This is a genomic window from Salegentibacter flavus (assembly GCF_900115145.1).
Classification (GTDB): domain Bacteria; phylum Bacteroidota; class Bacteroidia; order Flavobacteriales; family Flavobacteriaceae; genus Salegentibacter; species Salegentibacter flavus.
The window spans coordinates 13,903-26,945 of the sequence record NZ_FOVL01000015.1 but is presented as its reverse complement, the minus strand read 5'-3'; the positions used below and the strand labels follow the sequence as shown (position 1 = coordinate 26,945).

At 38.0% G+C, this 13,043-nt stretch carries 11 protein-coding genes; 2 read left to right on the top strand and 9 right to left on the bottom strand.

Features of this window, described 5'->3' with window-relative positions:
• Positions 1-27: 27 nt before the first annotated feature.
• The 3 genes from BM266_RS11840 to BM266_RS11830 all read right to left on the bottom strand — a co-directional run bounded on the left by BM266_RS11840 (position 28) and on the right by BM266_RS11830 (position 3,269).
• Complete coding sequence (locus BM266_RS11840; protein ID WP_093409947.1) at positions 28-1,194, bottom strand: glycosyltransferase family 4 protein; 1,167 nt, start codon at positions 1,192-1,194, stop codon at positions 28-30.
• 114 nt (positions 1,195-1,308) lie between these two features.
• Positions 1,309-2,280 (bottom strand): hypothetical protein, encoded by a 972-nt coding sequence (locus BM266_RS11835; protein WP_093409944.1) that lies wholly within the window; start codon positions 2,278-2,280, stop codon positions 1,309-1,311.
• Between the two features lie 209 nt (positions 2,281-2,489).
• A complete protein-coding gene (locus BM266_RS11830; protein WP_093409942.1) occupies positions 2,490-3,269 on the bottom strand; it encodes a hypothetical protein in 780 nt (259 codons plus the stop codon).
• A 211-nt stretch (positions 3,270-3,480) separates the two neighbouring features.
• On the opposite strand from BM266_RS11830, the gene BM266_RS11825 reads away from it, so the two are divergent.
• Together BM266_RS11825 and BM266_RS11820 are read left to right on the top strand one after the other, a co-directional pair.
• On the top strand, positions 3,481-4,140 hold the full coding sequence (locus BM266_RS11825; protein ID WP_093409939.1) for an acetyltransferase: 660 nt from the start codon (positions 3,481-3,483) through the stop codon (positions 4,138-4,140).
• Positions 4,140-5,081 carry a glycosyltransferase family 2 protein gene (locus tag BM266_RS11820; protein ID WP_093409936.1) on the top strand — a complete coding sequence of 314 codons (942 nt, stop codon included), beginning with the start codon at positions 4,140-4,142 and terminating at the stop codon, positions 5,079-5,081. The genes BM266_RS11825 and BM266_RS11820 overlap by 1 nt, the downstream gene beginning before the upstream one ends.
• On the opposite strand, the gene BM266_RS11815 is transcribed toward BM266_RS11820, so the two are convergent.
• From BM266_RS11815 to BM266_RS11790, 6 genes are all read right to left on the bottom strand, one after another.
• On the bottom strand, positions 5,073-5,930 hold the full coding sequence (locus BM266_RS11815) for a glycosyltransferase family 2 protein (protein WP_093409934.1): 858 nt from the start codon (positions 5,928-5,930) through the stop codon (positions 5,073-5,075). The two genes, BM266_RS11820 and BM266_RS11815, sit on opposite strands and share 9 nt — an antisense overlap.
• Positions 5,923-6,894 (bottom strand): polysaccharide deacetylase family protein, encoded by a 972-nt coding sequence (locus tag BM266_RS11810; protein WP_093409931.1) that lies wholly within the window; start codon positions 6,892-6,894, stop codon positions 5,923-5,925. The genes BM266_RS11815 and BM266_RS11810 overlap by 8 nt, the downstream gene beginning before the upstream one ends.
• Positions 6,895-7,214: 320 nt before the next feature.
• Positions 7,215-8,207 (bottom strand): hypothetical protein, encoded by a 993-nt coding sequence (locus BM266_RS11805; protein ID WP_245760435.1) that lies wholly within the window; start codon positions 8,205-8,207, stop codon positions 7,215-7,217.
• Between the two features lie 201 nt (positions 8,208-8,408).
• The gene (locus tag BM266_RS11800) at positions 8,409-9,332 is read right to left on the bottom strand and encodes a GNAT family N-acetyltransferase (RefSeq protein WP_093409926.1); all 924 of its coding nucleotides are present in this window, start codon (positions 9,330-9,332) and stop codon (positions 8,409-8,411) included.
• Between the two features lie 244 nt (positions 9,333-9,576).
• Positions 9,577-10,683 (bottom strand): glycosyltransferase, encoded by a 1,107-nt coding sequence (locus BM266_RS11795; protein WP_093409924.1) that lies wholly within the window; start codon positions 10,681-10,683, stop codon positions 9,577-9,579.
• A gap of 109 nt (positions 10,684-10,792) precedes the next feature.
• Positions 10,793-13,036: a glycosyltransferase gene (locus BM266_RS11790; RefSeq protein ID WP_093409921.1), complete on the bottom strand. Its 2,244-nt coding sequence runs from the start codon at positions 13,034-13,036 to the stop codon at positions 10,793-10,795.
• Between the last annotated feature and the right edge of the window lie 7 nt (positions 13,037-13,043).

Genomic DNA, 13,043 nt, shown 5'->3' with positions numbered 1-13,043 from the left:
TTCTTTGGGGTTGTTTACCTCGCAAAATTAGGACTTTATATATTCCTGCTCTAAGCTTTTATATTCCTTTAACAAAATTTGCCAGAATTCCTTCCGCTCGTAGTATTTACATATCTCCTCGCGACTATTGGAGGCAAGTCTGATGCGGTAATCTTCATTTTGGGCAATCAATTCCATTGCATTAAAAAGAGCCCCTTCATCTTTTACGGGAATGATCATTCCGTTTTTACCTTCCACTATAATTTCATTACAGCCGTTAATATCGCTAACGATCGAGGCTAAGCCCATCGCCCCAGCCTGCATTACCACATTCGGAAAACCTTCCCGGTAACTCGGAAAAGCCAATACATTAGAGACAGCAAGATAAGGTCTCACATCTGCCTGGTAGCCTGTGGTAAAAATCTTGGGATGATTCTCGATAATTTCTTTGCTTTCTTCAGAAATGGGATCCAGCTCTTCTTCAAAAGGCCCAACCAGTAAAAGGGAAAGTTCCAGCTTTCTTTCCTGCAAACGCTTAAAAGCTGCCACCAGTTCGTCGATGCCCTTTTCTGATACCAACCTGCCGATAAAGATAAAGACCAGATCATTTTCAGGGATATTCAGTTCCTGGCGGATATTTATCTTATCTTCTTCAGAAAAATTAGAAGGGTCAAAATACGAAGTATCTATCCCGTTTGAACTTCCCTTTCCCAACACTTTGAGTTTCTCCTCTTCAGCAAAACCTTCCTTCAGGATTATTTCCTCTAATCCTCTGGAGTTCGGATACACCCTTGTAGCGAGCTTATAGGTGAGTTTCTCGACAAAATCAAGCAGTTTTCTTTTGTTTCCAGTGGTTTCCATTAGAGGTAAACCAGCTACGGTATGCAGTCTCAGGGGCACTCCGGCAAGTTTAGCCGCCAGCATCCCCACAATTCCCGCTTTTGGGGTATGGGTATGTACGATTAAAGGCTCTTCCTTTTTGAAATAATTATATAATTTCCACACCGCTTTTGCATCCATCAAAGGGGTTATCGCCCTTGTCATTTCTACCCAAAAAGTGTTCACCCCATTATCCTTTCCATAGCGCTCCAGCCTTTCTTTTTCGGCCGAAACAGCCGTTACCTGATAATACTGATTCATATAACTAAGCTGACCTTCCAAAAGCTTTTCTAAAGAAAGAGGGATGGTGGTGATGCGGATGAGTTTCTTAGGCATAGCATTTAATTACATCGCAAAACTAAACTTTTTTAAAAGTATTTATCTGAAAGTAGTGTTAATGAAAAAGGTCACACTTCCGTATGACCTTTTAAACATCTTAATTAAGCCTCGTTAATCAGGTACCACCCGTATGGTCAATTCAACTGAATCTGTGCACTCTCCAACTGTTATAGTATAAGTTGTAGTGTAGTCTCCAACGGGATTATCGGTCGCGTTAAATGCGTCTATTAGGTTCCAAATGGAAGGGTCAAAAACCCCGTCTCTCGGCACATCTTTGGCGAGAAGACTTAAATACAATTTTCTTACCTCATCCCAACTTGGAATTGCAGCTGCCTCAGAAACTCCCATTTCTCTCATATTATCCGGCCCTGCATCTACCCCATCGCAATCTGGCTCATCCTGCGGATCGGCTATCACTGTAATAGTAAGCTCCACAGAAGCACTACACTCTCCTTCAGTAACAGTATAGGTAGTAGTGTAATCTCCTAATGGATCCTCCGCATCATTGAAAGCATCGATTAAATTCCAGATAGAAGGATCAAAGACTCCGTCTCTGGCAATACCTGTTTCCAGCAAACTTAGGTAGAGTTTACGCACCTCATCCCAGCTTTCAATGGCTACCGCCTCAGAATATGTAATACCTTTAGAGTTATCTGCACCTGCTGAGAAACCTTCACAGGGATCTTCAAGAATTGGATCCGGACCAACGATAATAGTTAAAACTACCGAATCAGTACAGTCCCCATCTAAATAATAAGTGGTAGAATATTCACCCAAAGGATCTTCAGCATCATTGAAAGCATCGATCAAATTCCAAATCGATGGATCAAAGCTACCGTCACGGGCCACCCCGGGTTCCAATAAACTCAGATAAAGTTTTCGTACTTCATCCCAGCTGGGAATGGCTTCAGCCTCTGAAAGGCTAATGGTCTTGGAATTATCGGGTCCTGCGCAACCCACGTCATCTGTAATCAGATCAATGTCCTGAAACTCCTGGGAATTGATCTGCTCCTCAATGGGGTCTACTGAGCAGGATGTAAGTAAAAACCCCAAAATTAATGAGAAGAGTAATTTTGTTTTCATAGCTGTCTGGATTTAAAATGGTTATTTAAATTTACCACTTAAAATCCCCAAAAGCTTAGCTAATCGTTATAGGGTATAAATACTTGTTAAAGTATATTTCTCGTAGGATTTTATATTTTATTTTGGAGGGTTTAGTGAAATTTTAGTACTATAAAAAAGCAAAGACTCCCTTGTAAGGAGTCTTTACTTAAAATAATCCTATGAAAACTTTAATCCGGAACTATCCTCAAGGTCAGTTCAACCGAATCTGAACATTCCCCGATTCCTAAAGTGTAGGTTGTGGTATAATCACCCAATTGGGATTCCCGGGTAGGATCATTAAAGTCATCTATAACATCCCAGATGCTGGGATTATATGTTCCACTAGTACGGTCTACCCCGTCATCCATCATATTTGCAAAAAGCCTACGAACTTCATCCCAGCTTCCTATTGCTGTCGCCTCTGAAAGTGTTATTTCCCTCACCTGATCTGTACCTGCATAATAAAGAAAGTCTGAAGTTGCATATTCAAAATAACTCCATTCTCCCGGCTCACCGGGAATATCTCCGGCCCAGGCCTCATATTTTCCTATTGGTGAGTCAAACTTAGCATAAGCAGCAATTAAAAATGTAGTCGGCAATTCATCCAAAGGAAATTCGATTGTAGTTTCATAGGTATTTGAATCAAAACGATATTTATGATCCATCCTACCCGGAAGAAGCCCCTTTTTATTCACTAAAGGAAAATCCCCGACTGTTTCAGCAAAATGAAGATTAAGTTGTTTCAGGGAATAATCCTGCGTTGAAGAAATCTTAATAGAAAGGTAATCGTAAAAGTTTCTAACCTCAATATGTCCGGCATCCCCGAATTCAAAAGAATAGATTATACATCCATCTAGTTCTGTGACCAGGTCGATTTCATCAATAGCCGATTCAATGACAGGCTCATCTTCTAAACTGCAGGACCACATTAAGGCCAGAGAAAAGGCTAAAAAAATTATTCTTTTCATCAGATTTGTTTTTAGTTAAACAAATGAAATTTAGATCAATAGATCATCCTTTAAAAACATTTGGTCTGATTTTCGTTGAGATTTCATTTTGATCTGCCCAAAGGCAAGTCTTTCTCTTTCTTCCTACAAAAATGAGGAAGACATCAATTATAATTTATAACAATTTCAAAACCGTATATTTGAAGGTACATTTAGATAGTAATAGAATTCGATGAAGAAGAATTTAATAATTTATGGAGTAGGCAAATTCGCCGAATATGTTGGCTATGTGTTTGAAAAAGACAGTGATTATGAGGTAACAGCTTATTGTGTTGAAAAAGACTATTTGAATTCAAATAAGTTTCTGGGAAAACTCTTATTCAGCTTTGAGGAGCTGGAAACCAGATTTCCTCCGTCTGAAAATGTGCTTTTTATTGCTGTTGGAAATAACAAAATAAGGGAAGGGATTTATAATAGAATTGCAGAAATGGGGTATGATTTTGCCTCATATATCTCTTCCAAATCCAGCCATTGGGAAAACCTCCAAACCGGAAAAAATGTTTTTGTAGATGAAGGTTGTGTTCTCCAACCTTTTATAAGGATTTCCGATAATACCATCCTGTTCACTTCCCAGATTGGGCACCATACCCGTATTGGAAAACACGCTTTGATCAGCGGATCAAAAACAGGGGGAAACGTAAAGATCGGGGATTATTGTTATTTAGGACTGAACGCTTCCATAAAGCAAAACGTTGAAATTGCAGCCAATACTATTATTGGTATGGGATGCATTATCGAAAAGGATATTTTAGAATCTTCTGTGTTCACCCATAAAGGAACAACCAAAAGAAATCTAGACCCGGATCAAATCTCCAGACTATTTCTTAAATAATGGATTTTTTAGAATTCAAAAAGAAATACCAAAAAGCAGAAGTCACAGCCTTTCCGAATCAGGTTGCAAAAACCCCCTTGATTTCCGTACTGCTACAAACCTATAATCAAGAAGATTATATAGAACAGTGCCTGGATGCTATCTTAGATCAGCAAACCGATTTTGATATCGAAATTCTGCTTGGCGAGGATGATTCAACCGATAAAACCCGGGAGATCTGTCTTAAATATGCCGAAAAGTTTCCCGACAGGATCCGGTTATTTCTTCATCAGCCTGCCAATAAAATAAAAGTTTTAAACATTCCCACCGGCAATTTCAATGCTATTAACAACCTGTATCAGGCAAAGGGAGAATATATTGCCTTTTGTGAAGGAGATGATTACTGGACCGACCAACATAAATTGCAAAAACAGGTGGACTTTCTTAAAGCTAAACCTGACTTTGTCTTATCTTACCATCAGTTCGAAGAAAAATACGAGACCCAATCCGGCAAAGAGAATAGAATTTCATTAGAGCAACCTGCAAAGGAGCTTACAAAAGAAGAATTATCACGACTAGTCTATCATCCATTGTTATCTACGGTTTGTTTTCGTAATTGTTTGCGAGATTTGCCTGAAGAAATGATACAGGTAATTAATGTAGATAGTTTTATACTGAGCATGCTGGGTACTTTTGGAAAAGCTAAATTCCAGCCCGAAATACGAGCATCTGTTTACCGAAGACATTCAGGGGGGATTTGGACCAAAAAAAACAGAGAGATCCAATTACGTACAAAAATCCTTCTTTTTAAAAATTTGGTCTCTTATTATAACAATAAGGATAAAAGCTTAACAAGGAGTTTTCAAAAAGACTTGAAAAACACCAATAAAATGCTTTTTGCATTATATTTGAAGGACTTCAAACCATTTAAAGCAGCGAAATTATTACCGGCCCTACTCTGATTTTTGAAACTTAAAACTTAACCAGAGTGTTTTTAAAAAAGCTTTAAAATAAAAAAGGTTTATACTCCAGGCTTCCCGGTAAAGCTCTAAAGCCTCCTCCTTATTTCCTGATCTTTCATTTAAATAAGCCATTTGATATTTCAGCCGGGAATAAGAATAAGGGTCCTTTTTATATTTCTCCTTGTGTTTGGAAAGTAGGTATTTATTTGATTTCAGTTTATTGTGAATAGAATCACTCGTCCTGCTTTTGGTTTGAATACGATAAAGAAGAAAGCTTTCGTTAATGATCTTTATCTTCAGTTTTTCCAGATTCCCAATTCTTATTCCCAGCTCATAATTTTCCCCAAAGGACATTTCAGTATCATATCCCCCAGCCTTTAAAAAGACTTCCTTCTTATAGCAAATACTACCAGCAAGAAATGTCGCCCTAATATTCTTATAGATCTTTTCCAGCTTTTGTGGTTTCCAAACCGAATATTTTCCGTCGATCAATTTTGAGACCTGCCAGCATATCAGATCATAACTGGAATAATCAACTTTATTTAATCGGGAAATGATTCCGGGTAAAAATTTGTCATCTGAATCCAGGAAAATTAAATAATCTCCCCGGCTTAACTCTACTCCCTTATTTCTCGCTGCAGAAACTCCTGCATTTTCCTGAAAATAATATTTGACTCTTTCATCCGAAAGGAATTTTGACATTACCTGCCTGGTGTCATCAATTGAGCCATCATCTACAATGATAAGCTCCCAGTTACCGGCCGACTGCTCCAGAACGCTCCCGATTGCATCGGGAAGACTATCTGCCCGGTTGAAAGTGGGAATGATAATGGAAATAACATCATTCATCGGCCTCTGTTTCTATAAATTCATTAATTCGTGCCATATTCAATGATTCAAATCCAAATTTATTCCGGCAGGATTGAAAATGCATTAATATATCCTCCAGTTCCTGCAGGTTCCTTTCAGGGTTCCCTCCAAAGTTATGCGGATGCCACCACAAATGATATATTTCTTTATTCTTTGCTGCTGCACTCATCTCTGATTGTATCCTTTTAATACGTGCCTTATCAAGTAAGCCTTTTCCGCTATTTGGCCTTAGCAATCTACTTGCTTTTTGTCCGGTTATTCCGGGAGATATTTCGGGAATATCCCTGTAAGATTTATTGTTCAAGCCAATATAGGCATCTCCTGTTCTTAAAATTTTCTGCTGAAGGCTATCCTGTTGGGTATTCTTCCAGTACCAAACCTCAGGATTGGTCCTCACAGTCTGTAATCCCGTCTCTTTGCATACTTCAAGGTAATCTGCGTTAAATTGATTCCTTGGAAACACAAGAGATTTTAATTCTACTCCAAATTTCTCTGCCAACTCCCTGGATTTTTGCAGATCGGCCTTGAAGCTTTCCGGGGTCTGTCCCGGCTCCAGACAATAGTAATGGGAATAGGTGTGTGTCCCAATTTCCTGTCCCGGTGTTTCTTTGATCCGTCTTATGAGACCCGGAGCAAAACAAAGCTCTTCTGTCTCTTTACTTTGAATAGACTTTCCATATTTATATGCAGATAGTTTCTTATTGTCATATTCGGGTAATACTCGGGGAATATTTAGGTTCCACTCCTCCCAATTCTCATTAAATAACATCCCCACCGTGGCCCAGGTACATTGAATCTCATATTTTTCAAAAAGCTCAAGGATCTCAGGAATAAGTTTTCGGGTATTCTGAAAATACGCTTTCCTATCTCTCCAATCCACTTTATCAAAAACTCCCCACAGCAGTTCAAAATCCAATGATATTACTAATGCTCCATTTTCCATATATCTAAATTACAAATCACATATTAATCTTTAAGTAAAAGCAATTCCCGTTGAGTTCGAGCCTGCCGACCGTCAGGTGGGTGCCTTTGCAAAGCAATAGCGGAACAAAGGTGTATCGAGAACCAAATGTTCTCTCTACATTTTCTTTCACACATTTTTATATAAAAACTTCTCGATACTCCCGAAAGCTTTCGGGATTCCCTTACACTCCCGTTCCAGGAAAACCACTCGAAGTCAACCTCACTTGATCTTTACTTCGCAGTGAACCGAAGTAAGGATTCAAGAAATAACGAATTTACCAACTCGAAAAACGGTCAACCCTATTTAGAGAAGGTCACCAAAGCTTTTTTCCTTCTTCTTCTTAATTTTACAATCCTATCATATTTCTTCTGCGCCAAATAATAATAGATCACAAAAAACAGAAAGTACATCACCATCGACTTCTGACGCATAATAATCCCCAGGTTGGACATCACAAAAGACATGGCAACTGATGCCAGCAAAAAAACGGTAATGCTCATTTTCACACTAACTGGAGATTTTTTTAGAAAACTGATGAAATCCTTCTTTAGAATTTTAAAAAACAAAAACAAATAGATTAGATTTTCGAGAGAAACAATCAATCCTAAAACTCCAGGAGCATCTAGAAACAATGGTCTGAACCAAAAAGTGAATAATTTTAACGGGAGCGGATAATTTGCCATATCAACTCCTGAGCCCGATCTGGCTAACTCCCCTGCTCGGTCTTCTGAAAAATCTTCAAAGCCCTGTACCAAATTTTCTGATTCATCTAACCCGGCCACTCCCAATATCGTATCCTGTACTAAAAGAAGGCTGCCTATCATTCCTATATAGACCAATAGCTTTTTCCAAAAGGATATTTTTTCCTTCCCAGTCATATATCCTAATACCGTCCCAACCGCAACAAACAGAAAAACATGAGGCCTTATATAGTAAGTTATTAATGATCCGATCAATAAGACTACCCATCGTTTTTTTGGATCTTTAATAGCATATGCAAACATCATAAGCCCCATAAAAATTGGAGCTCCTTTCCCCAGGGAAGCCGTCCAGAAATGCATATTGGGAAGGAACAGCACCAAAACAATAAAATCAATATTAAAAACTTTGATCTTAACTGGAATATTCTCCCTAAAGAAAAGATAAGCGTATACAAAACCGATATATCCGAACCAGGCAAAGAGCACCATCATCATTTCATAACTGAAACCTAAAATATTGATAAAAGGCCAGGACATAAAGTCAATAAATGTTGTACTGGTACCAAAAAATTCAAACCAATTACTACCCATTTGTGGCCTTTCATAATATAATTTAGAATCAGAGCGATTAAAAAGAGTATAGGTATAATAAACACCGTAAAAGAAAAGATGGTACAGAAACAAAAAATTCATCAATTTCTTCGAGAACCATTTATGCCTTTTAGAAAAAGAACTAAAAAGGCCCTGATTGATAAGAAAAAGAACTAATATTAAGACTAGGACTCCTACCATTTAAAATAATTCAAGATCTCCTAAACTATAAGCCCAGGTTTTTAAATTTAAAAATTCAGGCTGATCAAGGTTAATGGGCTTATAAGTAAGAACAGGCCCAAAATTCCCGGTAATTCCTGCTTTAAAACGAAGTCCGGCATCCGGAGATACACTTAAAACCTTTGCCCCCGATGATTTTGCTAATTTCAGAAGGGCCGATTTAGCCGGTTTCTTTCCTAACTTAGAAATAATAGCCTCCGACACCCTGAACTCATTGAATTTTTTCCGTTCCTTAACGTAACCGGCTATAAAATATTCTCTGTCAAATATTACTACATAGTTCTGTAAAGGATTATGTAGATAGCGCCATTTTATATAAGCTATGTCTTTTGGGGTGAAAAGTCGGTCACTTGTTTTTAATTGCTCAAAATAAGTGTTCATAAGCTCTGAAATAGCAACTTCTTTCCCTGAGGTTTCGTATTCTAATTCTTTATTTTTAAACTGTAGCAAGTTCAGGGGACGCAACTGGATTTTAAGCTTATCCACTTCTTCCCAGCCCATTTTAAGATATCCCGGCTTACTTTGGGTATTTGGTGTATTAAAAACAAAATCATCACCACGTTCCTTTCCTATTTCCAGAGCCTTTAATGTAAGCTTTTTAAAGATACCCTTCCCCTGGTGATCAGGATGGGTCGCGGTATCCACCGCTCTGAATGCAGAGTAAACCTGCTCCCCTCTTTGCCATCTCCATCGCATAAATGCCCTTACCCCCACTATTTCGTTATTTTCTTCGGCTACCAAAACAAGAGATTCTCCAAAAGGATTTTTGATATGCTTAAACCTCCAGACCGCCTCAGTTTTTTTAGAAGAAGTTTCACCCAGACTGGCTTTTAACACATTTAGTATCTGTGGAATATCGCTATGAGTGGCTTCTCTGATTATCATTTTTATCTTTTTGATTTCACGGATTTTGATCGATTTTACGGATTTAAGCGGATTTCGTGGATTTGCTCAAACTCAGACTAAGATTTTATTTGCAATACGTCACTTATTGATTACTTCAAACTTCCTGAACCTAGAATACTGAGCTCTGATTACAATTCTCCAAGTCCCCCGGTCTCCACGTCCCCTCTTCTCTAAGTCTTTAATACCGTCACCTCGTCACTCCTTCACATGTAAACATTGAACCTTAAGCACTAAACTCCTCATACAGCTCCTCCAATTCCTTAACCATTCGTTGTAAACTAAATGATTCTTTTACCCGTTTGCGCGCTGCTAGTTTATACTCTTTCAACCTCTCAGGCTCATCAATTAAAATCTGAACCTTATCTGAAAGTTGTTCCCACTTATCAACAGGACAGGTCAGCCCGTCTTTTCCGTTTCTAATAACTTCCTTTATCCCTCCCGCATCGGTAGAAACAACCGCACATTCCATACTCATAGCTTCCAGCAAGGCAATAGGAAGGCCTTCAAAGGATGAAGACATCATAAATATATCCATGGCCTCGAAATAAGGCTTTACGTCGGTTTTCAGGCCGGGAAAAAAGACAATATTTTCCAGTTCAAGATCCTTCCATTCCTTTTTGATCTCCTCTTCTAATGGGCCTGCCCCAACAATTATCCCGTAAACATTTGAATTCGTCTCCCTGATTTTTTTTATCACCTGCAACCACTCCACAAGTCGTTTCTGAAACCTGAACACGGCCACATTTCCAATTACAATAGCATCTTCCGGGATCCCCAGCTCCGATCTTATTTGTGAGTCCGATGTCCTTAAAAAAGACTCGGTATTCACCCCGTTTAGTAGCGTTCGAACAGGAATTTTCGGTTGAATGTTCTTTTTAATAGAGTCGGTAACATCCTGGGATACCCCCAAAGCCAGGTTTTGGGAGTTAAAACTGATTTTATTGATACTTTTGGTAGCGATATGATAGCGCTCCTGCATATTGTGTTCGGTGTATATAACAGGGATACCGGTTTTTCTATGAACCAATCTCCCCACAAAGCCTGCCCAGGGTAAATGACAATGGATCAGGTCTATTTTATGTGCTTTACAGTATCCGATTATACTTTTGTATTTTAATAACAAACGGGTATTATCTTTTGCCTCAAAGCAGGTCACTTTCCCCCCGGCATCTTCTATTGCTCCGACCATCTGGTCCTTCCATGGAAGAAAATAGATATAATGAAATTCGAATTTTTCCTTATCATGAAGCTTAAGGGTTTCGGGTAGCAACATTTCTGCTCCCCCCCGCCCTAGGGATTTAATGATGTGAAGTACTTTAATTTTTGGCATAACCTAATGAATGCAGCAAAGTTAAACCAATCCTTTGTGCTAGCAAGATTTTTGATTTTAATTAAGAAAAAACAAGGGTTTAGGTAAAACCCTAAAGGATGGATTGGTTTTAGGAACCAATTACCTTTTTATATAATTTATCAAAATCCTGAACCAGACTTTCATTCAGGTAATTTTTAAGAACCAATTTATGAGCTTTTTCAATTCTGCTTGTATTGTCTTCATTTAAGACCTGGATAACAGCTTTAACAAATTCATTCTCATCATCTTTTTCAATCAGAATTCCGGTGTCTGCATTCACGATTTCACTAATGCCCCCTACATTATAGGCAATCACTGGAGTTTTGCAATACATAGCCTCGAGTAAGACCCCGGGTAATCCTTCAATTATGCTTGGTAAAACCAGGACATCGGCCTTTGATATCATAGGTAATGCGTTATCCACAAATCCATAAAATTTTACTTTATCCTGTAAATCCTGTAATGAAACCTCCTTTTCAATGGTGTCTCTCAATGCCCCGTCTCCAACCAGATGCAGACAAACATTTTTTTGCTGAAATAGCACCTGTTTATAAATACGAATGAGGCCCTTGTGGTTCTTTTCAAAACTAAAGCCCCCCACATGAATAATATTTTTTTTGTTATCAGGGAAAATAAACGAAGACTGAATAGCCGTTTTCTCCAAGCCTATAGGTATCACCTCGGTTTTATTTTCTAAGAAAAGGAAATGATGCAATAAATCTGTTTTTGATGCTTTTGAAACCGAAGCTACAGCAGAAATATTCTTATAGAAAAAGGAATTGATTTCTTTTTGATAATTTCTATTCAAATATCTTCCAACCTCACTGGCATTTCTAAAAATTATTGGGATTTTCCACCCAAAGATTTTTTTTGAAAATACCGCATACTTTAAAGTGTCGCCGGCATTGGCCTGTATAATATCAGGTTTAAATTCCTTAATTATCTCATTCAGTTTTTTCCAGGCCTTATAATCCAAAAATCTCAATTTTGCAGAGGCATCCAAACTCTCAATTCCCCCCTTCCAGGGTAAATTTGCGTTACCTGAAAACACCGAAACTAATTTTACATTATTTCCATTATTTATTTGATGGTTAGCCAACTGACTCGCAAAATTCTCAGCCCCACGATTTTGTGGTTTTTGAATAATATGAAGGATTTTTAGAGTCTTTTTCCGTACAACCCCAGATTCTACATTTTTGATTGGAACTGCATTTAAATAAAATTTCTCATATTCTGCTACCACTTTTTCAAGTTCAAATTTTTCGATTGCCTTAATTCGGGCATTTTGAGCCATTGATTGGTAGTTCCCCGGATTCTTTAGAACCTTTAGAATATTAGAAGCCAGTTCCTGAACATTCCCTTTTTCATAAATTAAAGCACAATTTTCATCCACACACTCGAGATTTTCAAGAATATTAGAGGCAATAATAATCCTTTCGGCCATCATAGCTTCAATCAAGGCTCCCGGGAGACCTTCAGAATAGGATGGATACAGAAAGATATCAGCTTTAACCAATAGTTTCTGAATATTATCTATTCTACCTAAAAATCGAATATGGTCCTGAACCCCGAGTTTTCGAGACTGTCGCTCCAAATATTCCCGGTAACTGCCGTGCCCGGCAAAAACCAATTGTATTTGAGGATAATTCTTAATGACCTGGGGCATAGCTTTTAAAAGGTCCATCTGTCCTTTTAAGGGAATTAACCTACTAACATTTAAAAGAATTTGATTTTGGTTATTTAAATACGGTAGATCGCCCTGAACTTTTAAGGGATCAAAATTTGCACTTTTCCTTCCCCTATAGATAACCTGAACCTTATTAGATTCTATTCCTAGAGCTCGGGCAGTGTTTTCTTTTATAGTTTCAGAATTGGAAATGAATCGGTTTACCAAAGGGGCAGATCGTTTATCAATATTATGGAAATAGGCGAGTTTGAATTTGTCCAGAGTGCCTTTTTTTCTAAATCTTTCCCCGGAGTAGGCATTACTTACAAAGCTACCTACCAGATAAATTTGAGGAAAAATTTGTTTCAACTTTCTGGAAATAATCTCAGACCGAAATAAAGTAGCGTGAATAATATCGGGTTTTTCCTGCAAATAAATAGCTTTAAGCTTTTTTACCGCAGTATTAAAAGCATATTTTTTTCGTATATCCAGGGAGTAAACTCTAACTCCGGCATCTTCTAACCTTGGTTTTAGCATATCTCCCTGATAAATATGAGCAAATACAGGATTAATATGTTTAAAGTTAGAGGTTATTTCGACCAAACTTTTTTCAGCTCCATAACCCTCAAGGGTATCAATTATATATAAGACTTTGATTTTATTCACACATTCC

Coding starts and splice junctions, on each gene's coding strand:
- BM266_RS11840 (WP_093409947.1), bottom strand. CDS start 1,194: ATGCCTAAGAAACTCATCCGCATCACCACCATCCCTCTTTCTTTAGAA.
- BM266_RS11835 (WP_093409944.1), bottom strand. CDS start 2,280: ATGAAAACAAAATTACTCTTCTCATTAATTTTGGGGTTTTTACTTACA.
- BM266_RS11830 (WP_093409942.1), bottom strand. CDS start 3,269: ATGAAAAGAATAATTTTTTTAGCCTTTTCTCTGGCCTTAATGTGGTCC.
- BM266_RS11825 (WP_093409939.1), top strand. CDS start 3,481: ATGAAGAAGAATTTAATAATTTATGGAGTAGGCAAATTCGCCGAATAT.
- BM266_RS11820 (WP_093409936.1), top strand. CDS start 4,140: ATGGATTTTTTAGAATTCAAAAAGAAATACCAAAAAGCAGAAGTCACA.
- BM266_RS11815 (WP_093409934.1), bottom strand. CDS start 5,930: ATGAATGATGTTATTTCCATTATCATTCCCACTTTCAACCGGGCAGAT.
- BM266_RS11810 (WP_093409931.1), bottom strand. CDS start 6,894: ATGGAAAATGGAGCATTAGTAATATCATTGGATTTTGAACTGCTGTGG.
- BM266_RS11805 (WP_245760435.1), bottom strand. CDS start 8,207: ATGGGTAGTAATTGGTTTGAATTTTTTGGTACCAGTACAACATTTATT.
- BM266_RS11800 (WP_093409926.1), bottom strand. CDS start 9,332: ATGATAATCAGAGAAGCCACTCATAGCGATATTCCACAGATACTAAAT.
- BM266_RS11795 (WP_093409924.1), bottom strand. CDS start 10,683: ATGCCAAAAATTAAAGTACTTCACATCATTAAATCCCTAGGGCGGGGG.